Below are 24128 nucleotides of genomic sequence, written 5' to 3'. Positions count from 1 at the left end.
TTACTATTATTTACGTGGTTTACGTCCTAAACCAACAGCATTTTTCATTTTTTGTAAGGTCTTGTTTGCTACACGAGCTGCTTGTTCAGCACCTTCATCTAGGATTAAATCTAATTCACCAGATTCTAATAGCTCAGCTTGACGCTGTTGGATTGGTTCGATTACGTTAACGATAGCTTCAGCTAAATCGGTCTTGAATTGTCCGTAGCCAGCTGTAGCATATTGTGAAACTAATGTATCAATTGGTTGACCTGAGAAAGCAGAATAAATAGTTAATAGGTTTGAAATACCAGGTTTTTCAGCGACATTGTATTCAATAATACCGCTAGAATCAGTAACGGCTGATTTTATTTTTTTGCGAATCATATCAGGTGTATCCATCATTGAAATAAAGTTCTTTTGATTATTATCTGATTTACTCATTTTTTTAGTTGGATCTTGTAAACTCATTATACGAGCGCCTTGTTCAGGGATGTGAACTTCAGGTTTGACTAAGATAGTTTGATTTTTAGCAGCATAGCGATTATTGAAACGATCAACAAAGTCACGTGTCAGTTCTAAATGTTGTTTTTGATCTTCCCCAACAGGTACTAAGTCTGTATTATATAAAATGATATCAGCAACCATTAATGGTGGATAAGTTAAAAGTGCAGCTGAAACCCCAGCTGTATTATTTTTTTGTGATTTATCTTTAAATTGTGTCATACGCTCTAATTCCCCAACGTAAGTATTACATTGAACAATCCAACCAGCTTCAGCATGAGCAGGTACTTCAGATTGAATAAAGATAGCGGCTTTTTTAGGATCAATACCCACTGCCACATAAAGTGCAGCTAATTGTAAAATCTGCTCTCTTAGTTTTAAGCGATCTTGTGGCACAGTAATCGCATGTTCATCAACGACACAGAAAAAACATTGATAATCATCTTGTAGCTTAGTAAATTGTTGCATCGCACCAATATAGTTTCCAATAGTTGGAATCCCACTTGGTTGGATACCAGAAAAGATTGTTTTCATATCATCAAATTCCTTTCAACTCATTCTTTTATGATTATACTCTAAAAACAGAAAAAAAAATACCATAGTGTTTGAATAAAGAACCACAAAAAGATATTAAATATAAAGGACGTTTAATTTTTTGTCATATTATTATAATTGTATCTTAATAAAACGCTAGTAATCATCAACTTTTTACGTTATAATAAAGTGTATATAAAAGTTTTGTTGTTGGTAAAGTTTTGAAAAAGGGGTTGATTTTTAATGCTGATATTATACACATCTCCTAGTTGTACCTCATGTCGTAAGGCTCGTGCTTGGTTAGTTGAGCATGAAATTCCTTTCAAAGAACGAAATATATTTTCAGATCCGTTAAATATTACGGAATTGAAATCAATATTGAAGTTGACAGAAGATGGAACAGAGGAAATTATCTCTACCAGATCGAAAGTATTTCAGAAATTAGAAATGGATTTAGATGATTTACCTTTAGATGAACTTCTAAAATTAGTTCAAGAAAATCCAGGTTTATTAAGAAGACCTATTATGATTGATGAAAAGCGTCTTCAAGTTGGATTTAATGAAGATGAAATCAGACGATTCCTTCCAAGAGAAGTCAGAGCGTTAGAATTAAGACATGCTCAATTAATGGCTGGCTTATAAAATATTTAAAAGAAAAACTATTATCATAAATTTTTTAGGGGGAGTGACTATTACTGTCATTGCCCCATTCTGTGTTTTTCTTGATTTTATGGTTAGAATTGTGGATAATAGTATAAATAGTATAGTATAATGTAATTAGGATACAGAAAAGAGGTGTCGACCTATGGAAATGGAACGTATAAATGAAAACACCATTCGTGTATTAATTGAAAATGCAGACCTTGAAGCTAGAGGGGTAAGCTTTCTTGATTTATTAGGTAATCATAAAGAAATTGAAAACTTTTTTTACAGCATTTTAGAAGAAGTAGATATAGATGAGCAGTTTCAAGAAACTGATGCGGTGACTTTTCAAGTGCTACCAAATCGAAATGGTTTAGAACTGTTTATAAGTAAGAACTTAATGATGTCTGCGCCTGAAGATGATTCTGATGACCTTGACGAGTTTGAGGAAGAAACATCCTTTGCAGATTTTATTAAAAAGCAGTTTAATACAGCTCAAGAAACAAAAAATGATGATAATACAAATATAGGCAATATAGCGGTGTTAGATTATGTTTTTGAATTTTTATCATTTGAAGATTTAATTAGAATGGTAGACACATATCATTTTGAAGATAATTTGACAGATTTGTATGTGTTGAATCATCGTTATTATTTATCAATGAAATTTTTAACAAAATTAAAATCAGATAGAGCGATTAAAAATGACATTGCTTGTATATTAGAATTTGGTCATATTAGCCCAAAATCACCTGAATTACTTAAAGAATATGGTCAATTAATTATGAAAGATGACGCATTAGAACAAGTGAAACATTATTTTAAATAAACACAACAGTCGTCCATTACTGGGCGGCTTTTTTAGAAATGAGGAGCAAATGAGTTATTCAACCTTACTATTGGATTTAGATAATACCATTTTGAGTTTTGATCAAGCCGAACAATATGCTTTACGTAAAGTATTAGAACAACATGCTATTGAATGGCAGCAAGAATTATTTACTATGTATCATAACAAAAATAAAGCATTGTGGTTAGCTTTGGAGCAAGGAAAAGTGGAACGTGACTACGTATTATCTCAGCGTTTTGTTGAATTGTTCCAACAATTAGATTTAGAAGTTGATGGTAAAGCGATGGACCAAATGTTTCGTTCTTTTTTAACAGAAGAGATTTTTTTTATGCCTAATGCCAAAAAAGTATTAGATCAACTAAAAAAAGAAAAACAATTGTATGTAGTAACGAATGGGGTGGCTGTTACACAAAAAAAACGAATCCAAAAAGCTGGTTTAGAAGCGTATTTTAATGAGATCTTTATCTCAGAAGAAATTGGCTATCAAAAACCATCACCGTTGTTCTTTAAACACGTTTTAGGCTCAATTGAGGAGAAAGACTTACAAGATATCTTAATGATAGGAGATAGCTTGTCAGCTGATATATTGGGTGGTAATCAAGTGGGGATTGATACATGTTGGTATTCTAATGAAAAAGTAGGAAAAAAAATTCAACCAACCTATCATATCCAACAGTTAGATGAATTAATCATGTTAGTTAACTGAAAAAAGTAGCAATCAAAAATTGATAAACAATTTTTGATTGCTACTTTTTTTACATGCCGATTAAGTAATCATCGTCTTTCATTGCTTCAACGCTACCTAATAGGTAACCATTTCCGACTTGTGAAAAGAAATCATGATTAGAAGTACCCGTTGAAATACCATTCATGACAATCGGGTTAACATCGTTTGCAGTATCTGGGAATAAAGCATTAAAGCCTAAATTCATTAAAGCTTTATTGGCATTGTAACGTAAGAAAGTTTTTACTTCTTCTGTCCAACCAACGCCGTCGTATAATAACTCTGTATAACGTTCTTCATTTTCATAAAGATCATATAATAGGTTGTATACCCAGTCTTCCATTTGCTGTTGCTCTTCTTCAGATAATTCATTGAATCCCAATTGGAATTTGTAGCCAATGTACGTGCCATGCACAGATTCATCACGAATAATTAATTTGATGATTTCTGCAACGTTAGGTAATTTATTATTACCTAAGTAATAAAGAGGGGTATAGAATCCTGAATAGAATAAGAAAGTTTCTAAGAAAACACTTGCTACTTTTTTCTCCAAAGCAGAACCCGTACGGTAAATATCATTGACCATTTTGGCTTTCTTTTGCAGAAACTCGTTTGTATTTGTCCATTCGAAAATTTCATCAATTTCTGATTTTGTATTCAAGGTACTAAAAATAGATGAATAACTTTTAGCATGAACAGATTCCATAAATTGAATGTTGTTTAATACCGCTTCTTCATGAGGAGTGCGACAATCGTTACGAATCGCCTCGACACCACTTTCAGATTGTACGGTATCTAATAAGGTTAGTCCACCAAATACATAGCCGACTAAATCTTTTTCTTGTTGAGATAATTTACGCCAATCATCTAAATCATTTGAAAGAGGGATACGCGTATCTAACCAAAATTGTTCAGTTAATTTTTCCCAAGTTGATTTATCAATAATATCTTCAATGGCATTCCAGTTTATCGCAGCATAATATGTTTCTTCACGACTCATCGTCCAATTCCTCCTCTAAATGACACAGCTTTCACATTGGTTACTTCCGATTTCTTCTTCGTCTTCAGTGAAAGTACGGACATAATAAATTGATTTAATTCCTTGATGGAAGGCATAGTGACGTAAAATATTTAGGTCACGTGTTGTTTGTTTAGTTGTATCAGCTTTCCATTCATATAAGCCTTCTGGCAGTTCAGAACGCATGAATAATGTTAAACTCATTCCTTGGTCTACGTGTTTTTGAGCGGCAGCGTAAACATCAATGACGCGACGCATATCCATATCATAAGCAGAGGTATAGTAAGGAAGTGTTTCATTACTTAAATATGGTGCTGGGTAATAAATTTTTCCGATTTTCTTTTCTTGGCGTTCTTCAATTAAACGAGTAATAGGATGAATGCTTGCGCTTGTATCGTTAATATAAGAAATTGAGCCGTTAGGAGCTACTGCCAATCGGTTTTGATGGTATAAGCCATTTGTTTGTACAGCTTCGCTTAATGCTTGCCAATCAGCGGCATTTGGCACAAAAATACCTTCAAATAGTTCTTTAATCTTATCAGATTGAGGTAATACTGGTTCGTTGATGTAACGTTCGAAATATTTTCCAGACGCATAATCTGAATGTTCGAAATTATGGAAAGATTGACCGCGCTCTTTTGCAATTTGATTGCTTTCAACTAATGTCCAGTAATTTAATAAGCTAAAATAAACATCAGTGAATTCAATTGATTCTGGTGAACCATAAGCCATTTGGTTTTTAGCAAAGTATGAATGTAAGCCCATTGCACCTAAACCAATTGTATGATTTAAGCTGTTTCCATTCTTAATAGAAGGGACAGCATCGATACTTGAAGCATCCGTAATAAAGGTTAATGCACGTGTCATTGTTCGAACAGATTGTCCAAAATCTTGACTGTTCATTAAGTTAGGAATATTAGTTGACCCTAAGTTACAGCTAATATCTGTACCCATTACTTCATATTCTTGTCGATCATTTAAGACAGAGGGGGTTTGAACTTGTAAAATTTCAGAACATAAGTTACTCATAATGATTTTGCCATCAATTGGATTTTGACGGTTGGCTTCATCAATATTGATAATATAAGGGTAACCAGATTCTTGTTGTAATTTACTGATTTCGTTTTCTAAATCACGTGCTTTAATTTTTGTTTTACGAATATTAGGGTTAGCGACTAATTCATCGTATTTTTCCGAAATGTTCATGTATGAGTACGGAACACCATATTCACGTTCAATACTATAAGGGCTAAATAAGTACATGTCTTCATTTTTACGAGTTAACTCATAAAATTTATCAGGGACAGTTAAACCTAATGAAAGTGTTTTAACTCGTACTTTTTCATCCGCATTTTCTTTTTTAGTAGAAAGAAACATTTCAATATCTGGATGGAAAACGTCTAAATAAACCACACCGGCTCCTTGACGTTGTCCTAATTGGTTAGAATAGCTGAAGCTATCTTCAAACAATTTCATAACGGGAACCACACCACTTGCCGCGCCTTCATAGCCTTTAATTGGAGCACCAGCTTCACGTAGGTTAGAAAGTGAAATTCCAACACCACCACCAATACGTGATAATTGCAGCGCACTGTTAATGCCACGCCCAATGCTATTCATGTCATCAGTTAATTGTAGTAGGAAACATGAAACTAATTCACCACGACGTTTACGACCAGCATTTAAAAACGAAGGAGTAGCCGGTTGATAGCGTTGATAAATCATTTCTTCAGCAATATTCATTGCTAGCGATTCGTTACCATCGGCAAAGTACAAGGCATTAAAGGCAACACGATCTTCGTAGCGCTCTAAGTACATTGAGCCATCATTACTTTTTAATGCATATTGTGAATAAAATTTATATGCGGCCATGAATGATTTGAATTCAAAGTTTTGAGCAAATAAATAATCATATAATGACGTAATAAATGTCATGGAATACTTCTCAATAAATTCAGATTCGATAAATTCATGTGCGATTAAATAATTAATTTTTTCTTCGACTGTGTTGAATGTCATAGTATTAGGTTCAACATTTTCTTTAAAGAAAGCATCTAAAGCCTCTTTATCCTTGTTCAATGGAATTTGACCATTAACAGGACGATTGATTTCGTTATTTAGTTCAAAATAAGTAACATTACTTAGTTCTTTTAGACTCAATTTCCTTCACTACTTTCTTAAAGTTTTTTACATCTTCTTCCGTGCCACTAAATTCAAATTCGAATAATAGAGGGATGTTATAATCACGAGATATATCTTTGGCAGTAAAAATAAAAAGGTCCGCAAAGTTTCGGTTTCCACCACCTGCGACACCAAGAATATTTTCACGATTTGTTTTGTACTCAATAAAATCGTTCACTACTTCTGTAACGTCTTCGTCATAAGTAGGAACGACTAGAATATAAGGCTCTTTCAATTCATTGAAAGGATTTGTTGGATCAATTTCATATGATGGGGCGTCTAATTTCTTAATGAAGCGACGAGTTTGCCCAGTTAAGGTAAAATAGACAAGTTTCATTATATTAAACCGCCAATGCACGCAATTGATCAGGTCGGAAACCTACAATTGTTACAGCACTATTGGTTAATACTGGAACTGAACGATGTCCTTGTTCTTTTAACCAATCAACATATTGTGGTTGCTCATCGATATTGATTTCATTATATGATAAATGTTTTTCGCTTAAAAAGCGTTTTGTCATTTTACATTGAGGACAATTATTTTTGGTATATAGCGTTAATTCATTCATTGTGGTTACCTCCGTGCGATTTGTTTTATAATACTAAGTATACCGTCATTTAATTAAAAGTCAAAGGAAAAACACAATATATTGTGTCCCGAACGTTCGGTAAATACTACCGTTTGTGTTTTGTGGATAGTGTGGAAAACTATTAAGAAGTGTAGTGTGACGTGTTTTCTTATTTGTTTACATGGGGATAAGTATGAAATAAAGAATGTATCAGCCTAAATTATTTGAGAAAAAAAAGACAAAAAATTACAAATCGTGTTCTTGAAATAAAAAATGATAGTTTCTTGAAAATAAATAGTTGTATTATGGATAAAAAAAGTCTATAATCATTGTAGATAAAAAAAGTCTATAATGAAGGTGAAAAAATGAAATTAACATTTGCAACAGAACAAGCCATTGCCGTTGTCGCACTGATGGCAACTCAAGAGCCTGAAATTGCTCTATCATCAGAAAGTATTTATCAGAAATTAAATTTATCAAAAAGTTATGTTCAAAAATTATTAAGAAAATTAGTGGTTGCTAATATTATTTCTGGAGCAACTGGGAATAATGGTGGCTTTAAATTAGATAAATCATTGGAGTCAATCACACTATATGATGTGGTTTCAGCGATTGAAGGCGAATTTATTTCGCTATCTAATTCTGGCATATTAGAAGAGGCATTTGCTAATTTTGGGGTACAAGCTAAAGAAGGTCATCAAGTTATTGCAAAATATTTTAATGAAGCCGATGTTGTATGGATAAACCATTTAAAATCTGTTAATGTGAAATTAATAATGGAAGAAGTTTTTGGTGTGAAAAAAAATGTGGTATTCCATGATTGGAATAATGAGTAAGGAAGGTATAAAGATGAGTCGAATGAAAAAAGTGTTGGAGTTATATCGCCTAGATTGGCGACGTGTTTATCAAAATAAATTAACATTACTATTAATAATCGCATTGATGATTATTCCTTCATTATATGCGTGGTTTAATATCGCGGCGTTGTGGGATCCGTACTCTAATACGGGTGATATTAAAGTTGCCATTTTATCCGAAGATAAACAAGCTGGTGTGATGGATCAATCGGTTAATATTGGAGATGAGATGATTGCAAATTTGAAGAAAAATGATAGTTTTTCTTGGCAATTTGTTAACTCCAAAGCAGAACTTAATAAAGGGGTTAAAAGTGGGGAATACTATGCAGGGATATTAATTCCTAGTGATTTTTCAAAGAATTTATTAAGTTTTGTGAATGGTGAAATAAAAAAACCAGAAATTGAGTACCAAGTGAACCAAAAAATCAATGCCATTGCACCTAAAGTGACCGATAAAGGTGCAAGTACGATTCAGTCTACTATTTCAACCGAATTTATCGATACGGTAAGTAAAACAGTCTTTCAAACATTAAATGATGCAGGTTATAAGATTGACGAAAGTTTACCTATGTTAAATAAAGTGACAAGTAAAATTTTATTAGTGGATGATCATTTGGCTGAGATTGATGGTTATACGAATAAAATTACTGAATTAAACGATAAATTCCCTGAGTATAAAGAAAAATTAGATAAAGCAAATGAAGTGGTGGATTATTTACCGAAAGTTAAAGAAGTGGGCGATAAACTAGTCTTGTTGAATGAGAAAATGCCAGAAATCAAAAAAGCTGGTGAACTAGTTGTATCCCTTCAAGGTAAAACTGATCAAATAGTAGATGCTGGTAAACAAATTAAAACGATTGATGAAGAATTTGATCAAATTGTTGAGACGTTAAATAAGGCAATAGATACCTCTAAAAAGGGTTTAAAAATTATCGAACAAGCACAAGAGATGTTGCCACAAGTGAATCAATTTGTTGATCAAGCCAATAATACCTTACCAACAGTTATTGATGAAGTGGGTAAAGTTAAAGAAGCATTACCTCAAATTGGTCAAGGGATCACATCTGGGTTGAACGTTTTAATATTAGTAAGCCAAAGTGTCAATAATGCGGCGAATGATTTGAGCCAATTTTTAAATGAAACAGATTTTAATGATCAAAGTAAGGCGAAGATTAAAACAATTCTTATGGGAATTCAAGGACATCTTAATAAACAATCTCAAATTATCACAAGTGTGATGAATACATTAGAAAAGTTAATGGATTTAGCAGGTAGTAATAGTTTACAACCAGTTGTCGATAGATTGAAAAAACTACAGACAGTAGGCCAAGGTGTCAATGATTTGATTACCGATACGTTGAATCGTTTTGATTCTATGAGTGCAGAAGAAATTAAACAAAACATACAAGCGATAAGTCAAGCAGCTGGCAATGTAGGTGCACAAGCTAATCAATTAGAAAGCGACTTGCCAACGATTCAGTCAACCATCACAACGATTATAGGCAATGTTTCAGAGATGCTAGGAATAGCTAATACGCTAACAAGTAAAATTGATAAACAAAATATGTTAGCACAACTTGATGATGTGATGACCGATACAACAGATACAATAAACAAAGCATTAACCTTCTTCAATAATTATCAAGGTGAGTTACCAAAAATTAAAGAAGAAATTCATACGGCTAATACGTTACTAAATGATAATATGTCCACCATTATTGGTGGAATAAATAAAGCTGCAAATTTTTATCAAAATGATTTACCTAAACTAGAAGAAAAAATGAATCAAGGGGTTAATTTTTATCAAAATGATTGGCCTAAAATTGAAAAAGAATTAACAGAAACGCTAAATACAGTTAATGGTAAAATGCCTGAAATTGAAGAAGCATTGGCGTTATCATCTGATTTCGTTAAAGATGAATGGCCAGATGTTCGTTCAGGTATTCAAAAAGCAGCTGATTTAGTTCGTAAGGGTCAAAATAATGTTGATTTAGGGTCTATTATTAACTTGCTTAAAAAAGATGCCAATGCTGAGAGTGATTTCTTGTCTAGTCCTGTAAAAATCAAACAAAAGGATATTTATCCAGTACCTAATTATGGCTCAGCTAGTGCACCGTTTTATACAGCGTTATGCTTGTGGGTAGGAGCTGTTTTATTTTCAAGTATTGCGACAACGGTGGTTCATCTTGATGATAAACAAAAGAAAAAATATAGTATGAGACAACAGTTTGTTTCACGCTTTATGACATTCTTAACAGTAGGTATCGCTCAAGCTTCTATCGTAGCATTAGGTAATCGTTTCTTACTAAATGCTTATATGGTAAATCCATGGTGGAACTTCTTGTTTACATTAATGATTGGTGTAGTATTTATGTCGATGGTTTATGTATTAGTACATTTGTTTGGTAACTTAGGAAAAGGCCTAGCAGTTATTATTCTCGTGCTATCTATTTCTGCTGGAGGAGGAAATTTTCCTATTCAAATGTCGGGTAAATTCTTTAATATGATTAACCCGTTTTTACCATTTACCTATGCGGTTAATTTATTAAGAGAAACCACAGGTGGTATATATTGGCCAAATGCGACGAAATATATGACGATTCTTTTAATTGTAGGTGCGGTATTTTTAGTAGTAGGTTATTTATTAGCTCCCCAAGTAACAACTGTTTTCAGAAAATTAAATGCTAAATTAAAAGAAGGGCATTTATTACATTAGTGTGAAGTAATAAGCCTTAATGAAATATTAGTACCAACGTTCTTATCTATAGGAAGAACGTTGGTACTTTTTTATTGCATGAAATGAAATTCTAAAAATTATTTTATGGTAAAATAAACCTATTGAGATGAACGAGAAGGGAAAGAAGATGACAAAAGAACAACGTGTGTATACGCTAGATGAGAAAGTATACTATATGGAAGAAGCAATGAAGGAAGCCAAACGAGCACAGGCGAAAGGAGAGGTGCCAATAGGAGCGGTCGTCGTATATGAAGGTGTTATTGTAGGAAGAGGTCATAACTTACGAGAGACTACGCAAAATGCGATTACGCATGCGGAAATGATGGCTATTCAAGATGCTTGCCAAACATTAAGCAGTTGGCGTCTTGAAGGTTGTGATTTATTTGTGACACTTGAGCCTTGTGTAATGTGTAGTGGGGCTATTGTGTTATCGAGAATAGAGCAAGTTTATTACGGCGCAGTTGATATTAAGGGTGGTGCGACTGAGAGCTTGTATCAGCTACTTAGCGATGAACGTTTGAATCATCAAGTAGTGATAGAACAAGGGGTTCTAGAAGAAGAATGTAGCCAATTATTGACGGATTTTTTTAAACAAATTCGTGAAAAAAAGAAAGCACATAAATTAGCGAAACGTGCGAAATTATTGAAAGAAGAAAATTTGAAAAAAGACTAGCATTTTGTTTGAAGATAGGGTAGAATAATATTTGGCAATAGTTAGGCTATGAATTGTGTCAGGTCCGGAAGGAAGCAGCACTAAGTAGTCTGGCTATGTGCCTTTTTTTGTACTCATTATTAGCTGAATTGACAGAAAAATAGAAACGATTGATAAAATAAATTAAAAACTCGCGGGTTCATTCAATTCGAATGAACCCGCGAGTTTTTTAATAGTTATTAAAACCCTCTACCGCCGCCACCATGTGAGCGTCCGCTTCCTGAAGTAAAGGAACCGCCACCTCTTGTAGTAGTCCCACGAGTGGTAGTTGGGCGTGGAATAAAACGTTTAGTAACACGAACGTCGACCAAATCGTTTTTTTGAGTAGACAAATTAAGTTGTCCTTGACTTGTATACGGGTATGAATAGGTACTTTTCTTTAATGAATACTTAGTGTTGACGCTTGCGTAAGCAGCGATGGCTGCGATACTAGCAATGACAAACGCGAATAAAAATTCTAGGCCAGTAATTTTTTTCTGTTTAATTAATTGACCGGTTTCTTCATTATAAATATAACCATTTGGCATACCTTCTAAATTAAACTGCTCAATTGTGTTAATAACCGATTGACTGGCTAGGGCATAATTGCCGTTACGCATATAAGGTTCAGCGTTATCTAGTATCGTATTAATTCGTGAATCACTTAATAACGCATGGGTCTTACCAGAGGTCACTACGTAAAATTCACGATTATCCATATCAATAATGAAAATAAATCCGTCGAAATGTTTGCCGATACCGTATCCGTTGTAATCGTAAAAATCAGCAGCATAGTCACGAGTTGCATAACCTTCTGCATTATTGATCGTTAAAACGACGGCATCCATGTTTGTTGCAGCAATAAATGATTTTACTTCTTGTTCAACTTTCGCTTTTTCTTCCAAGGTAAAAAGTCCGGCATGGTCAAGTACTTTAATCTCATTTGCAGCATGTTGGGGTGTTGGAAACAGGAAAAATACTAGACCGAAAAGTAGCATAGTGTAGTATTTTATGGCTAATTTCATATGAACCAACCTCCAATCAATAACAAAATGAAGATAAGTGCAAAAATCCAGGCTGACCGGAAGAACAAACGTTTTTTATCAACAGGTAGCTTCCCGCTAATTTTTCCAGTTTCACCATTCATTGCGTAATAGAAAGGTTCATCAGGTGGCGTGTTTTTGCCACGATACGTTAAAATCCAAATAGGTAATAGTACGTATTTTTGCTTATCTTCAAATTTAGGGAAATTCATACTTTCTTGATAAACTTGTGTAAAACCTGTAACAGTATTTTTGATAACAGATGTCCCGTAAGATTGTAGTTCGGCTTGAACTTCGCCTTTAATGTCTTCATATTCTACGTCCCGTTTGTCCGCTAGAAACCCTGATAAATACTTGCTTGAAAAAGGTTTCGCTTTTGATAGATCGAACGGTTGAACAGAATCAATCATTGCCACTTTTGAATTTTTCTTTAAAGCATTTTTTACTAAATTTTTAAAGGAAACTTGCCCCTCACGGACAACATTGAAGTATTTTGTTTCCGTCATTTCTAAATCACCAGCAATCCAAATACGAGTATTTTTGGCGTTTGCCCGGTATGTGCCACTCATATCGCCATCTACGACCCAATAGGGAAAATAAACGCCAGATATTTTTTCGACTTGTTCGTTGTCAAAGAAATCTTTAGGGACAAATTTCTTTGATTTCCCCCACTTTAAGAATGCCTCAATCGCTTCTTTACGCTCAATAGCAAAAGGAACGACAGACTCAGGTAAAAATTCCCCGCTTACTCGTCCAGAGAGTACAACAGGATTATGACAATAATAACAGAATGTGGCGGCGGTGGTTGATTCTGTCACCACTTCAGCGCCACAAGTCGGACAACTAAAGAGTTCTAAGGTGCCGATAGTTGTATCATTTGGATCTTCAGTTGTTTCATCAGGAACTTCAACCTCAACGTGTTCAGAAGTAGATGTCACAAGAGACGTTATGTCTTCTTCGGTAAAATCACCAGAACAGTACTCGCAATGAAACAACTGAGTCGTTGGGTTGAATGTTAATGGCCCGTCACAATTGGGACATTTATGTATCATTACTTCACTCATAAAATCGCTCCTTTATTGCGTTACTAGGTGAAGCATTAAATGGCTGTTCCAGAAAATGGTTGCCCACATTCAGGACAGAATTTAGGCATTGAACCGTTAATTGTGACTACTTCTTGACAAGCACCACAACGCATTTGGATACCAGACCCTGGTGAAGCTGGTTTTGCCCCACCGCATTCAGAACAGAATTTACCAGTGTTTACAGCACCATCAGTTGGACATGTCCATTCATCTGCGTTTGTACTTGTAGTGTTAGCTGTATTGTTTGCTGCTTGAGCAGCTGCCATTTCACGATTAGTTTTTGAAGCTTCTCCCATGAAGCCACCGCCAGCGTTCATGCCCATACCCATACCCATGAAAGTAGTACCAGCACCGGCTGTATTAGAACCAGCTGCTTCAATACCACTTGCAATAGAGCCTTGAACATAGCCCTCACGAATATTAGCATCACCTAACATCGCACCTTTATTACGCATATTGATCAATTCTTTAGATGTATCATCGTAAGAAATACTAGCAACAGCAGCTGAAATAATTTCAATACCACGCAACGTTGTCCATTTGTCATCTAAAACATTACCCATGTGTTCACTTAATTCAGTTGATTTAGAAATTAAATGACTCACTTGTGTACCGTCGACAGACATTTGACCAATAGTTGTTTGTAAGGCTGATAAGAATTCATCTGCATATTGTTCTGCTAAGCCATCTGCTTCAATTTGTGGATTGGATTTAGATGCCACATTTCCGTAGAATAAAATAGGGTCAGTAATCTTAATTGAATAACTACCATGGGCACGTACGAATAATTCAGCATTATAAAAGTTATCAAAATAGTTTAATGCCGTTTTTGTGCCAAATTTAATATCTGTAATTTCTTGTAAGTTAATATAAACCACTTGTTGATTTTGTGGAGAACCACCACCAAATTTGAAACGGCTAAAGGATTCTTTAATGGCTTCTTTTAGGTTGCCGTTGAATAAAGAAGGCGCACTTTCATTTTTAACGGTGTAGTAACCTTCTTCAGCGGTATAGTCGATGACTTTACCACCGTCAATTAATAACATCATAGTATTTGGGTAGACATGAATCACAGAGCCATCAGTGATGACACCGTCAGAGCGTTTTGTGTTTGAACCTTTACGATCTCTAACCATTAAGACGCCTTTTGTCATTAATGTACGATTTGTTAGATTATCAGGTTCAATGACCTCAAGCCATTGATCGGCTAAGCCACCAGAAATAGTTGAAACAGCTGCTTTAATTAATCCCATAAAATAAACACTCCATTCCTATTTTTATAGCTACATTGTATCAACCTATTAAGTTATTGGACAAATTAAAAGCATTGGAAACATCAAACTTTTGATAAATCGTTATGTTATTAAATAAGTCTGAAAGATTAATGATAGTTTTTTGTCTAAAAATTTCGTATAATAGAAAGAGGTGTTTTTTATTTATTAGAAGAGAAGGAGAGAGGTCAAATTGGCATATCAAGCATTGTATCGCGTTTGGCGTTCCCAACGATTTGATGATATTGTGGGGCAAAAAGCAGTGACTCAAACATTAAAAAATGCATTATCACAACACAAAACCTCTCATGCGTATCTATTTACTGGACCACGAGGAACAGGTAAGACGAGTGCGGCAAAAATATTTGCCAAAGCGATTAACTGCCCTAATCAAGTGGATGGAGAGCCATGTAATGAATGCCATATTTGTAAAGAAATTACAGAAGGTCGTCTGAATGATGTGATTGAGATTGATGCGGCAAGTAATAATGGTGTAGATGAAATCCGTGAAATTCGTGAGAAAGTTAAATATGCACCGACGCAAGTTTCTTATAAAGTGTACATTATTGATGAGGTCCATATGCTATCGACAGGCGCCTTTAATGCGTTGTTAAAAACATTGGAAGAACCTCCACAAAATGTGTTATTTATTTTAGCGACTACTGAACCACATAAAATTCCTGCTACGATTATTTCAAGAACACAACGGTTTGACTTTAAACGTATTCAAACAGAAGATATTGTAGAACATTTGGGTTATATTTTGAATGATATGGCTATTTCATATGATGATCAGAGTCTTTATATAATAGCGCGTGCTGCAGAAGGTGGGATGCGTGATGCGTTAAGCTTGTTAGATCAAGCATTATCTTTTAGTGATGAGCGCTTAACAGAGCAAGATGCGTTGCAAGTAACAGGGAGTCTGACACATGAAATGATGGATCAATACTTAATGGATTGTTCGAATGGCGAAGTTGAAGCCGCATTATCAGGTGTTCAAAAGATATTGTCTGAAGGTAAAGAAGCTAATCGATTTATTGAAGATGTGTTGTTATATAGTCGTGATTTACTGGTTTATAAACAAGCACCGGAATTTTTACGATTACAACGGGGATATGTATCAGACCCATTCAAAGAATTGGCTAACACATTGTCGAATGAAAAAATATATCGTTATATTGATTTGTTAAGTGAAGCGCAACAACAGCTAAAGATTAGCACTCATTCAACGGTTTACCTAGAAGTAGTAACCGTAAAATTGGCTAAATTAAGATTGACGCAAGCGCCTAAAGAGGGTGAGATACCCCAAAATCAAGCCGGTGTATCTTCAGACGAATGGCAACAATTACAACAACAAATTACTGAGTTACGTCAACAACTAGAACAAGTTAAACAAACAGGTGTAACTGTTAGTAATGTTTCGGCGCCACAAACACCCGCAAAAGCTAAACCAAGTCAATATAAATTACCTAAAGGTTTAGTTTATAATGTTTTAAGAGAAGCCACACGTGAAAGCTTACGTGAAACGCAAGATGTTTGGAGTGACTTGTTACAAATGTTATCAACCCGTGAACGTGGGATGATCCGTAATAGTCATCCGGTGGCAGCTAGTAGCACAGAAGTGGTGGTGACATTTGACAGTGATTTTGTTTGTCATATGCTTAATAATGATGACTCGTTGCAACAAGCGATTCAAACTAACTTACAGCGATTAATTCAAAAACCATTAAAAGCTGTCTTTATTCCAGAAGTAAGTTGGGCAATGTTGCGAAATGACTATCTAAAGGAACACCCTTTTGATAAAAAACAAGAAGCAACTATTAGTTCAGAAGTTAACGTCCCAGAACTTAATGATCAACAAGCAAGTGAACAAGTTGTGGAAAAAGCAATCGAATTTTTTGGTGAAGACTTAGTTGAAATTTCAGAAGAATAGAAAAATTATAGATAATAATTAATAAAAGAAAGTAGGAATTTAATAATGATGCGTGGAATGGGAAATATGCAAGGTATGATGAAGCAAATGCAAAAAATGCAAAAAGAAATGGCAGTTGCTCAAGAGACATTAGAATCGAAAACATATACAGGGACAACGGCTAATGATTTAGTAACGGTAACATTTAACGGTAAAAAAGAAATGTTGAATTTAGATATCAAGCCAGAAGTTATCGATCCAGAAGATCCAGAAATGTTACAAGACTTAATCATCACAGCAGTGAATGACGCTATCCAAAAAGTGACGGTGGATTCAGAAGCAACCATGGGTAAATATACTAAAGGTTTACCAGGATTCTAAAAAGTGACTGAAGTTTCGCCTGAAATCCGGATTAAGCAAAATGGTTGAGTGGAGATAAACTACCCATTTGACCAAATAAATTTGATAGATAAAAAAGCTGTGATAATATGTCACAGCTCTTTTTAAAACGTTTAGGAAATAGAAAAGAGGAAAAACATGCATTATCCTACCCCCATTGCTAAATTGATAGAAAGTTATATGAAATTACCAGGAATTGGTGCTAAAACGGCTGCTCGTTTAGCCTTTTATACGATTGATATGAAAGAAGAAGATGTGACAGAATTTGCTAAGGCATTGATTAGTGTCAAACGTGATTTGCACTATTGTGATGTGTGCGGCAATATTACGGAGAGTGCAGTATGTTCCATTTGTCAGGACACTTCACGTGATAAATCAGTTGTACTAGTTGTAGAAGAATCAAAAGATGTAATGTCAATGGAAAAGATGCGCGAATATCGTGGACAATATCATGTACTGCATGGTGTGTTGTCACCCATGGATGGAACGGGTCCAGATGATATCAATATCACAAGTTTGATCCAACGCTTACACAATGAAGAAATTGAAGAAGTCATTATTGCGACGAACGCCACAACAGAAGGTGAAGCAACGGCCATGTACTTATCTCGTCTGATTAAACCAGCTGGAATTAAAGTTACTCGTTTGGCACATGGTTTATCTGTAGGGAGTGACATTGAATATGCAGATGAGGTTACTTTATTAAAAGCTGTTGAAGGTCGCCGAGAAATGTAGGAATCAAATAGACAAGTTTTGATTTATCAAGTAAAATTAAGTTAGGAACATAATGATAGGAGCGAGCAATTTGAGAGGTATTTTTATCACAGTAGAAGGTCCAGATGGCGCAGGCAAGACAAGTGTTGTTAAAAGATTGGAAACGTTATTAAAAAATGAACTGGGGAAAGAAACAGTGGTGTTAACAAGAGAACCAGGTGGTATTCCAATCGCTGAAGAAATTAGAAAAGTTATTTTAGATCCAAAGAACGTTGAGATGGATGCTCGTACGGAAGCATTACTGTATGCTGCAGCACGTCGTCAACATTTGGTAGAACGTATTATTCCTGCTCTAAATGAAGGGAAAGTCATTTTATGTGATCGTTTTGTTGATAGCTCGCTAGCCTATCAAGGAGCCGGACGCAAAATAGGAATGGAGCCTGTATTGTCAATTAATGAATTTGCAACAGAAGGGCTACTACCAGATTTAACTTTATATTTAGATGTAGATTCAGATACTGGTTTGGAACGTATTCGACGTGGACGTACAGTAGATCAATTAGATCGTTTAGATCAAGAGAGTGCAGTTTTTCATCAGCGTGTTCAACATGCGTACATCAAATTAGCTGAACAAGATCCAGAACGTATTGTGACAATCAATGCGCGTAAGGATTTAAATACAGTTGTCACAGAATGTCTAAAAACCATTAAAGGGCGCTTTTTCTAGAAGAAACTCATAGAAAGGTGGAAAGAGAATGAAAATAGTACTAGCGATTATACAAGATCAAGATGCACATCGTTTATCTAAAAAATTTACAGAAACCAATGTTCGTGCGACAAAATTATCGACAACAGGTAGTTTTTTGAAGTCAGGAAATACAACCTTTATTATTGGGATTGAAGATGAACGTGTGGAAGAAGTATTGGAATTAATTAAAGAAACGTGTGAGGCTAGAGAGCAATATATGCCTAACCCAACTACTAGTATTGATCCTACGATTGATACCTTTATTGGGACAACCATCAAAGTGCCAATTGGTGGCGCAACGGTCTTTGTACTGCCAGTCGATAGTTTTCATCAATTCTAATGATAGAAATTCAAGCAAAACAACCGAATATCTATCGCTTTTTAAAAAAAGTGATTGAAAAGAATCAACTCGTTCATGCCTACTTGTTCGATGGTGGTGCTGGCACGGGGAAATTGGATACAGCTACATGGTTAGCTCAGTGTTATTTTTGTGATAATGAACCGTTAGCTTGTGGTAATTGTATGAATTGTTTAAGGATTGAAGAAGGTAATCATCCAGATGTTCATTTGATAATACCTGATGGACAAAGTATCAAGATAGATCAAATGGCGCAAATAAAATCTCATTTTGGTAAAAGTGGATTAGAGCGTTCAAAACAATTTTTGATTATTTCTCAAGCAGAAAAAATGACGCCTCAGGCAGCCAATAGTTTGTTGAAGTTTATTGAAGAGCCTAGTGGACAGCTAGAAATTGTTTTTATTACAGAAAATAAAGAACGCGTCTTAGCGACTATTCAATCGCGTTGTCAAACCATTTTTTTTGAACCATTACCTAAAGCGTTATTTCGTCAAGACCTCTTAGAGTCTGGAGTGGCTGAAGTAATGGTAGATGTACTGAGTGAGATGACAACGGATAAACAAACAGTACTTGCATTATCAAGCGATGAATGGTTCAATGAATTACAAGAGATAGTGGAGAAGTGGTTACATTACTTAATTAAACGAGATGCCTACAGCTTTGTATATATTCAGCAACATGTGGTTAAACATTGTAAAGACAAACATCAGCAAAGCAGATGTTTTCAATTAATGATTGCTTATTTAATCCTATTTATACAAGGAGAAAAGACAGCAAACTTTAAAGAATTAGCCAATTGGTCAGCAGCTGATATTGCGAGTGTGACCACAGAAGTGTTACAAGCTGAGCAGAGATGGCAGGTAAATGTCCCGTTCCAAGTAACGTTAGAACAATTGGTATTACATGTCTTAAGAAAATGAGGTGAGCGCTATGGTTAAAGTTGTCGGAGTTCGTTTTAGAGAAGCAGGACAAATTTACTATTTTTTAGGAGAAGCTAATAAAACATACTCATATAATGAACGTGTCTTAGTCGAAACTGATAAAAATCAACAGTTAGGCTATGTCGCAATTGCAGAGCGTGAATTATCTAAAGAAGAACTACCTGAAGGATTAAAAAGTATCCTTCGTAGTGCAACAAAAAAAGATTTAGAACAAGAGGCACAAAACATTAAAGATGCTAATCATGCGTTTAAGTTAGCAAAAGTGAAAATTAAAGAGCATGGTTTAGAAATGAAACTAGCTAAAGCAGATTATTCATTTGATCGCGCTAAGTTAATGTTTCAATTTACATCAGATGGTCGAGTAGATTTTCGTGATTTAGTAAGAGATTTAGCGTCTGAATTTAGAACGAGAATTGAGTTGCGTCAAATAGGTATTAGAGACGAAGCGAAAATTTTGGGAGGCATTGGTCCATGTGGTCGCCCCTTATGTTGTTCAACCTTCTTAGGGGATTTTATGCCGGTATCAATTAAGATGGCGAAAGATCAAAATTTATCACTTAATCAAACCAAAATATCAGGATTATGTGGTCGTTTAATGTGTTGCCTAAAATACGAAAATGATATGTATGAAGAAGCACGTCGCGAGTTACCCGATTATGGTTATGAAGTAGAAACACCGGATGGAAAAGGCCGTGTGGTAGGTTTGAATTTACTTGATCGTGTGATTAAAGTAAGACTATTTGGAAAAGAAGTACCGATTGATTACGATCATGAGGAAATAAAAGTTTTAGCAAAAGGAAGAGTTTAATGGACAAAAGAACGTTACATGATGAATTTTCTAATATAGAAAACGACTTAAAACAAATGCTTCTTCGTTTAAGCGAAATGAAGAGTACCGTTGAAAGTTTAACTGAAAAAAATGTCCATTTAGAAGTAGAAAATAAACATTTACGTTCACGCTTGATGGAGTTAGAAAAAGAAGCGTCTGCTACATCATCAGGAAAGAACGAATTATCAAAATCACGTATGAATCTAGAAAAAATTTATGAAGAAGGATTCCATGTTTGTAATGTTTATTACGGATCAAGACGTGAAAATGATGAAGAATGTGCCTTTTGTTTGGATGTTATATACGGTGAACGCAAGTGAAAAAAGTTGGGAGACAGGTAGCCTGATCCCAACTTTTTTGTTAATTGGTTCAAGGGAAATGTAGTAGAAAATAAATGTTTTGAGGAGTAAAGTTGTGAACAGACAAAAGAGTTATAAAGAATTAGACAGTCAAGGTTGTTTATATCTTGTACCAACGCCAATTGGAAACTTAGAAGATATCAGTTATCGCGCTTTAAACATATTAAAAACCGTTGACTTTGTAGCAAGCGAAGACACACGTAATACACAAAAATTATTGAATCATTTTGATATTAAAGTGAATCAAATTAGTTTTCATGAGCATAATAGTCAACAACGAATACCAGAGCTAATTGATTACTTACAAGCAGGTCAATCTATTGCGCAAGTGAGTGATGCCGGGATGCCATCAATTAGTGATCCGGGTCATGATTTAGTTAAGGCGTGCATTGAAGAAAACATTCGTGTTATTTCTCTACCAGGTGCCACAGCAGGAGTAACTGCATTGATTGCTTCAGGGTTACCATCGGATACATTCACATTTGTTGGCTTTTTACCACGTAAAAAAGGCGAACAAAAAGCGATATTTCAAAAATTAATTGGCCGTGAAGAAACGCAAATTATTTATGAATCACCTTACCGTGTGAAAACGACATTAGAAAATATGTTGGAGATATATCCTGAAACACATCCCGTTGTTTTATGTCGTGAGTTAACGAAGATTCATGAAGAATATTTACGTGGTTCTATTCGTGAATTATTAGAATATCTGGGTGAACATGAGATTAAAGGTGAATGTTGCTTGATGATTGGTGGAGGGCAAGAACAATTGTCTACACTTCATGAAGAACAACTTTCTTTAACTATTAAGGAACATGTTGAAACACTGATGAGTGATAACCAATTAAGTTCAAAAGCCGCGATTAAAGAAGTTGCTAAACTACGTGGCATGAAGAAGCAAGATATCTACAAGGAATACCATGATTTATAGAAAACAGCTCGTATTACCAATCAGCAGGTAATACGAGCTATTTTTAATTTGTTTTAGTCTTAATGGTTCAACGTCAATTCATAAAATTTTGATGGGCGTCCAATCCCGGTAGGACGTTCACCTACTTCGTTAAGATAAGGCAATAATGATTTTTTGAAGTTTGAATGGTCAATGTTTCGGTAAGAAACACCTAAAAATTTAGCGAATACTTTTCTAGCATCTGTGATTGAAAAATCTTTTCCTAAAACTTGCAAAATACGTGGTTCATGATACATTTTATTTTCCACACGTTTGAAGGCTTTTAAAATGATTTGACTGTGGTCAAAGGCTAATTGGTTTTGGCCAATAGATGCTTCGGTATTGAGATCAAGAATGATAGGTTCTTGTTTATCGTGTTTAAGGTAAAGAAGATGATTATCTCTTACTAAAGAAAACCAGTAAGCTTCTTTAGCGTCATCTCCAGCAACTAAAGGTTCTTCACCAATAAAGGCTAAATAGCTGACGGTAATGACCCAACCACGTGGGTCACGATGAGGCGTACTGAATGTATGTAATTGTTCAATATTGGCATTGGTAATGGAGACATTGGTTTCTTCTTTGGTCTCTCTAATGCAACTTTGTTCAGTCGATTCGTTAGAATTTACAAATCCTCCCGGTAACGCCCATGATAGGCGATAAGGGTGCGTGTTACGTTGAATTAATAATATTTTTAAATCATCTGAGGCTTTATCGTAACTAAATAAGACATTATCGACAGTAACAGATGGTTTTTCATATTTGGGTTGTTCTTGGCGATTATACCAAGCTAAAAACTCTTGCTCGGTGGCTTGTGTTTCAAAATAATGTTTTTCTTCTAAACTATTGTTGAATGATTTCAATCTTAAGCCTCCTTGTTTAAGTAATATATACTTTTATTTTAACAGAAAAAGGATCGAAATAAAAAGAAGTTATGACAATTATTTTTGCCATAACTTCTTTTAGTCATTATTTTTTGAAGCGTACGATTTCTACTTTATAGCCATCTGGATCAATAACAAAGTAGTATGAAGGTGGTACACCAGGTAAGTTCTTAAGTGGTGTAACGTTTAATCCTAATTCAGAATGTTTAGCATGTAATCCTTCTAAATCATCTGTTGCAATTGCAATATGTCCGTAACCATTACCTAAGTCATAGGCTTCATGATCATAGTTATACGTTAATTCTAACTCGTAATCATCGCCAGGTAATACCATGTAGACTAATGTGAATTTGTGTTCTGGAAATTCACGACGACGGCTTACTTCAAAACCGAATCCTTTTTCATAAAACTCAATTGATGCTTCTAAATCTTTTACACGTACACATGTATGTGCCATTTTCATATTGGTTTCCTCCTTGAAATAACATATAGTCCTATTCTAGCAATTATTAAGTGCTTAATAAAGAGAAGTGCTTACTTGGTAAAGTTTTCTAAGGCATACGCGACACCGTCTTCATCATTTGATAACGTAATTTTTTGCGCATATTCTTTGGTTTTTTCAGTCGCATTGCCCATTGCAACACCAAGACCAGCATATTCAAGCATAGAAATATCGTTCTCGTTGTCGCCAATCGCCATGATTTCTGATGGATCGATCGCTAGTTTTTCAGCAAGATTCTTTAAGGTTAGTCCTTTACTAGCATCTTTATTTAAGAATTCTAAGAAGAAAGGGGCACTTCTGACAATATTGTAGCGGTCATGAAAATATTCAGGAATTTCTTTCATGATGCGTGTGATTTCTTCTTCAGGATCAATAAACATTAATTTACAAATACTCTTAGATGGATCGACCTCTTCAAATGGCAGATGTTCTAAAGGCATTCCAGTTAATGTAACTTCATGAACAGAGTAGGGGTTAATGCGACGATGAGGGGTGTAAATCGCTTCTAAATCTGCATAATGATAGTGTGCGTTGACTTCCTTACTTAGTGCGTTAAGACTAACCAAATCATCATAGGTTAGTGAATGTTCAACAAAAGGTTCATGATTATGAGCTTTGACTGCCAACGCTCCGTTGTAGCTGATAATATAATCATGTTCGGTTGTTAGACCAAGTTGTTCAACGACCTCTAACATTCCGATTAAAGGACGCCCTGAAGCAATGACGATTTTCATTCCTTCGGCGGCTTTTTTCTTAATAACCTCGATTGTTTTTTCTGTTAATTGGTGATTAGAATTAATTAATGTTCCGTCAATATCTATAGCAACTAGTTTTATACTCAATGTGTTCTC

At 34.9% G+C, this 24128-nt stretch carries 26 protein-coding genes and 1 other RNA gene; 16 read left to right on the top strand and 11 right to left on the bottom strand.

Features of this window, described 5'->3' with window-relative positions:
- Nucleotides 1–6: 6 nt before the first annotated feature.
- Entirely contained in the window at nt 7–1017 is a 1011-nt protein-coding gene (gene trpS / locus E4Z98_RS07205; RefSeq protein WP_135254519.1) for a tryptophan--tRNA ligase, read from the bottom strand.
- A gap of 243 nt (nt 1018–1260) precedes the next feature.
- Between trpS and spxA the strand changes: the two genes are divergently transcribed.
- The 3 genes from spxA to E4Z98_RS07190 all read left to right on the top strand — a co-directional run bounded on the left by spxA (nt 1261) and on the right by E4Z98_RS07190 (nt 3215).
- Entirely contained in the window at nt 1261–1659 is a 399-nt protein-coding gene (gene spxA / locus E4Z98_RS07200) for a transcriptional regulator SpxA (RefSeq protein WP_135254520.1), read from the top strand.
- A 163-nt stretch (nt 1660–1822) separates the two neighbouring features.
- Nucleotides 1823–2488: an adaptor protein MecA gene (locus E4Z98_RS07195; RefSeq protein ID WP_135254521.1), complete on the top strand. Its 666-nt coding sequence runs from the start codon at nt 1823–1825 to the stop codon at nt 2486–2488.
- 49 nt (nt 2489–2537) lie between these two features.
- Nucleotides 2538–3215, top strand: coding sequence for a YjjG family noncanonical pyrimidine nucleotidase (locus E4Z98_RS07190; RefSeq protein ID WP_135254522.1), 678 nt, complete (start codon nt 2538–2540; stop codon nt 3213–3215).
- A gap of 49 nt (nt 3216–3264) precedes the next feature.
- Here E4Z98_RS07190 and nrdF read toward each other — a convergent pair whose 3' ends face one another.
- The 4 genes from nrdF to nrdH are packed head-to-tail and all read right to left on the bottom strand — an operon-like array spanning nt 3265 to nt 7001.
- The gene (gene nrdF / locus E4Z98_RS07185) at nt 3265–4233 is read right to left on the bottom strand and encodes a class 1b ribonucleoside-diphosphate reductase subunit beta (RefSeq protein WP_135254523.1); all 969 of its coding nucleotides are present in this window, start codon (nt 4231–4233) and stop codon (nt 3265–3267) included.
- 15 nt (nt 4234–4248) lie between these two features.
- Nucleotides 4249–6411 (bottom strand): class 1b ribonucleoside-diphosphate reductase subunit alpha, encoded by a 2163-nt coding sequence (gene nrdE, locus E4Z98_RS07180; protein WP_135254524.1) that lies wholly within the window; start codon nt 6409–6411, stop codon nt 4249–4251.
- Nucleotides 6389–6769: a class Ib ribonucleoside-diphosphate reductase assembly flavoprotein NrdI gene (gene nrdI / locus E4Z98_RS07175; RefSeq protein WP_135254525.1), complete on the bottom strand. Its 381-nt coding sequence runs from the start codon at nt 6767–6769 to the stop codon at nt 6389–6391. Before nrdI ends, nrdE begins: the two co-directional genes overlap by 23 nt.
- Before the next feature lie 4 nt (nt 6770–6773).
- On the bottom strand, nt 6774–7001 hold the full coding sequence (nrdH, locus tag E4Z98_RS07170; RefSeq protein ID WP_135254526.1) for a glutaredoxin-like protein NrdH: 228 nt from the start codon (nt 6999–7001) through the stop codon (nt 6774–6776).
- Between the two features lie 365 nt (nt 7002–7366).
- Between nrdH and E4Z98_RS07165 the strand changes: the two genes are divergently transcribed.
- The 4 genes from E4Z98_RS07165 (at nt 7367) to ffs (ending at nt 11380) form a co-directional block, all read left to right on the top strand.
- Complete coding sequence (locus E4Z98_RS07165; protein WP_135254527.1) at nt 7367–7837, top strand: RrF2 family transcriptional regulator; 471 nt, start codon at nt 7367–7369, stop codon at nt 7835–7837.
- 13 nt (nt 7838–7850) lie between these two features.
- The gene (locus tag E4Z98_RS07160; RefSeq protein ID WP_167790918.1) at nt 7851–10574 is read left to right on the top strand and encodes a YhgE/Pip domain-containing protein; all 2724 of its coding nucleotides are present in this window, start codon (nt 7851–7853) and stop codon (nt 10572–10574) included.
- A gap of 148 nt (nt 10575–10722) precedes the next feature.
- Nucleotides 10723–11268, top strand: coding sequence for a tRNA adenosine(34) deaminase TadA (gene tadA, locus E4Z98_RS07155; protein ID WP_135254529.1), 546 nt, complete (start codon nt 10723–10725; stop codon nt 11266–11268).
- Between the two features lie 26 nt (nt 11269–11294).
- Nucleotides 11295–11380, top strand: an RNA gene (gene ffs, locus E4Z98_RS07150) — signal recognition particle sRNA small type.
- A gap of 106 nt (nt 11381–11486) precedes the next feature.
- On the opposite strand, the gene E4Z98_RS07145 is transcribed toward ffs, so the two are convergent.
- Genes E4Z98_RS07145 through E4Z98_RS07135 form a run of 3 tightly spaced genes read right to left on the bottom strand, consistent with a single transcriptional unit; the run spans nt 11487 to nt 14667 of the window.
- Nucleotides 11487–12311 (bottom strand): TPM domain-containing protein, encoded by an 825-nt coding sequence (locus E4Z98_RS07145; RefSeq protein WP_135254530.1) that lies wholly within the window; start codon nt 12309–12311, stop codon nt 11487–11489.
- On the bottom strand, nt 12308–13393 hold the full coding sequence (locus tag E4Z98_RS07140; protein ID WP_135254531.1) for a TFIIB-type zinc ribbon-containing protein: 1086 nt from the start codon (nt 13391–13393) through the stop codon (nt 12308–12310). Before E4Z98_RS07140 ends, E4Z98_RS07145 begins: the two co-directional genes overlap by 4 nt.
- A 35-nt stretch (nt 13394–13428) precedes the next feature.
- Nucleotides 13429–14667, bottom strand: a complete 1239-nt coding sequence (locus E4Z98_RS07135) for an SPFH domain-containing protein (RefSeq protein WP_135254532.1) — start codon at nt 14665–14667, stop codon at nt 13429–13431.
- Between the two features lie 211 nt (nt 14668–14878).
- Between E4Z98_RS07135 and dnaX the strand changes: the two genes are divergently transcribed.
- The 9 genes from dnaX (at nt 14879) to rsmI (ending at nt 21876) form a co-directional block, all read left to right on the top strand.
- Nucleotides 14879–16618 (top strand): DNA polymerase III subunit gamma/tau, encoded by a 1740-nt coding sequence (gene dnaX, locus E4Z98_RS07130; protein WP_135254533.1) that lies wholly within the window; start codon nt 14879–14881, stop codon nt 16616–16618.
- 45 nt (nt 16619–16663) lie between these two features.
- Nucleotides 16664–16978: a YbaB/EbfC family nucleoid-associated protein gene (locus tag E4Z98_RS07125; protein WP_209316306.1), complete on the top strand. Its 315-nt coding sequence runs from the start codon at nt 16664–16666 to the stop codon at nt 16976–16978.
- A 156-nt stretch (nt 16979–17134) separates the two neighbouring features.
- Nucleotides 17135–17731, top strand: coding sequence for a recombination mediator RecR (gene recR / locus E4Z98_RS07120; protein WP_135254534.1), 597 nt, complete (start codon nt 17135–17137; stop codon nt 17729–17731).
- Between the two features lie 70 nt (nt 17732–17801).
- Nucleotides 17802–18437 (top strand): dTMP kinase, encoded by a 636-nt coding sequence (gene tmk / locus E4Z98_RS07115; RefSeq protein WP_135254535.1) that lies wholly within the window; start codon nt 17802–17804, stop codon nt 18435–18437.
- Between the two features lie 28 nt (nt 18438–18465).
- Nucleotides 18466–18798 (top strand): cyclic-di-AMP receptor, encoded by a 333-nt coding sequence (locus tag E4Z98_RS07110; protein WP_135254536.1) that lies wholly within the window; start codon nt 18466–18468, stop codon nt 18796–18798.
- Nucleotides 18798–19736 carry a DNA polymerase III subunit delta' gene (holB, locus tag E4Z98_RS07105; RefSeq protein ID WP_135254537.1) on the top strand — a complete coding sequence of 313 codons (939 nt, stop codon included), beginning with the start codon at nt 18798–18800 and terminating at the stop codon, nt 19734–19736. Before E4Z98_RS07110 ends, holB begins: the two co-directional genes overlap by 1 nt.
- 10 nt (nt 19737–19746) lie before the next feature.
- On the top strand, nt 19747–20565 hold the full coding sequence (locus E4Z98_RS07100; RefSeq protein WP_135254538.1) for a PSP1 domain-containing protein: 819 nt from the start codon (nt 19747–19749) through the stop codon (nt 20563–20565).
- Entirely contained in the window at nt 20565–20906 is a 342-nt protein-coding gene (locus tag E4Z98_RS07095) for a DNA replication initiation control protein YabA (protein WP_135254539.1), read from the top strand. Before E4Z98_RS07100 ends, E4Z98_RS07095 begins: the two co-directional genes overlap by 1 nt.
- A 94-nt stretch (nt 20907–21000) precedes the next feature.
- Entirely contained in the window at nt 21001–21876 is an 876-nt protein-coding gene (rsmI, locus tag E4Z98_RS07090; protein WP_135254540.1) for a 16S rRNA (cytidine(1402)-2'-O)-methyltransferase, read from the top strand.
- Nucleotides 21877–21935: 59 nt separating this feature from the next.
- On the opposite strand, the gene E4Z98_RS07085 is transcribed toward rsmI, so the two are convergent.
- The 3 genes from E4Z98_RS07085 to yidA all read right to left on the bottom strand — a co-directional run bounded on the left by E4Z98_RS07085 (nt 21936) and on the right by yidA (nt 24119).
- Nucleotides 21936–22754, bottom strand: a complete 819-nt coding sequence (locus tag E4Z98_RS07085; protein ID WP_135254541.1) for an NUDIX domain-containing protein — start codon at nt 22752–22754, stop codon at nt 21936–21938.
- A 106-nt stretch (nt 22755–22860) separates the two neighbouring features.
- On the bottom strand, nt 22861–23238 hold the full coding sequence (gene gloA, locus E4Z98_RS07080; protein ID WP_135254542.1) for a lactoylglutathione lyase: 378 nt from the start codon (nt 23236–23238) through the stop codon (nt 22861–22863).
- Between the two features lie 71 nt (nt 23239–23309).
- The gene (gene yidA, locus E4Z98_RS07075; RefSeq protein ID WP_135254543.1) at nt 23310–24119 is read right to left on the bottom strand and encodes a sugar-phosphatase; all 810 of its coding nucleotides are present in this window, start codon (nt 24117–24119) and stop codon (nt 23310–23312) included.
- Between the last annotated feature and the right edge of the window lie 9 nt (nt 24120–24128).

It is taken from the genome of Vagococcus xieshaowenii (genome assembly GCF_004792515.1).
In the GTDB taxonomy this organism is placed as follows: Bacteria; Bacillota; Bacilli; order Lactobacillales; family Vagococcaceae; genus Vagococcus_A; species Vagococcus_A xieshaowenii.
The sequence above is the reverse complement of the archived record's forward strand: the minus strand, read 5'-3'. Positions and strand labels throughout refer to the sequence as shown.

Excerpts from the sequence above, each read along its gene's own strand:
- gloA (WP_135254542.1), bottom strand. The coding sequence starts at position 23,238 with ATGAAAATGGCACATACATGTGTACGTGTAAAAGATTTAGAAGCATCA.
- nrdI (WP_135254525.1), bottom strand. The coding sequence starts at position 6,769 with ATGAAACTTGTCTATTTTACCTTAACTGGGCAAACTCGTCGCTTCATT.
- tadA (WP_135254529.1), top strand. The coding sequence starts at position 10,723 with ATGACAAAAGAACAACGTGTGTATACGCTAGATGAGAAAGTATACTAT.
- E4Z98_RS07135 (WP_135254532.1), bottom strand. The coding sequence starts at position 14,667 with ATGGGATTAATTAAAGCAGCTGTTTCAACTATTTCTGGTGGCTTAGCC.
- holB (WP_135254537.1), top strand. The coding sequence starts at position 18,798 with ATGATAGAAATTCAAGCAAAACAACCGAATATCTATCGCTTTTTAAAA.
- E4Z98_RS07110 (WP_135254536.1), top strand. The coding sequence starts at position 18,466 with ATGAAAATAGTACTAGCGATTATACAAGATCAAGATGCACATCGTTTA.
- nrdF (WP_135254523.1), bottom strand. The coding sequence starts at position 4,233 with ATGAGTCGTGAAGAAACATATTATGCTGCGATAAACTGGAATGCCATT.
- E4Z98_RS07100 (WP_135254538.1), top strand. The coding sequence starts at position 19,747 with ATGGTTAAAGTTGTCGGAGTTCGTTTTAGAGAAGCAGGACAAATTTAC.
- spxA (WP_135254520.1), top strand. The coding sequence starts at position 1,261 with ATGCTGATATTATACACATCTCCTAGTTGTACCTCATGTCGTAAGGCT.
- E4Z98_RS07095 (WP_135254539.1), top strand. The coding sequence starts at position 20,565 with ATGGACAAAAGAACGTTACATGATGAATTTTCTAATATAGAAAACGAC.
- E4Z98_RS07140 (WP_135254531.1), bottom strand. The coding sequence starts at position 13,393 with ATGAGTGAAGTAATGATACATAAATGTCCCAATTGTGACGGGCCATTA.
- nrdH (WP_135254526.1), bottom strand. The coding sequence starts at position 7,001 with ATGAATGAATTAACGCTATATACCAAAAATAATTGTCCTCAATGTAAA.
- trpS (WP_135254519.1), bottom strand. The coding sequence starts at position 1,017 with ATGAAAACAATCTTTTCTGGTATCCAACCAAGTGGGATTCCAACTATT.
- E4Z98_RS07190 (WP_135254522.1), top strand. The coding sequence starts at position 2,538 with ATGAGTTATTCAACCTTACTATTGGATTTAGATAATACCATTTTGAGT.
- E4Z98_RS07145 (WP_135254530.1), bottom strand. The coding sequence starts at position 12,311 with ATGAAATTAGCCATAAAATACTACACTATGCTACTTTTCGGTCTAGTA.
- E4Z98_RS07195 (WP_135254521.1), top strand. The coding sequence starts at position 1,823 with ATGGAAATGGAACGTATAAATGAAAACACCATTCGTGTATTAATTGAA.
- recR (WP_135254534.1), top strand. The coding sequence starts at position 17,135 with ATGCATTATCCTACCCCCATTGCTAAATTGATAGAAAGTTATATGAAA.
- E4Z98_RS07165 (WP_135254527.1), top strand. The coding sequence starts at position 7,367 with ATGAAATTAACATTTGCAACAGAACAAGCCATTGCCGTTGTCGCACTG.
- E4Z98_RS07160 (WP_167790918.1), top strand. The coding sequence starts at position 7,851 with ATGAGTCGAATGAAAAAAGTGTTGGAGTTATATCGCCTAGATTGGCGA.
- E4Z98_RS07125 (WP_209316306.1), top strand. The coding sequence starts at position 16,664 with ATGATGCGTGGAATGGGAAATATGCAAGGTATGATGAAGCAAATGCAA.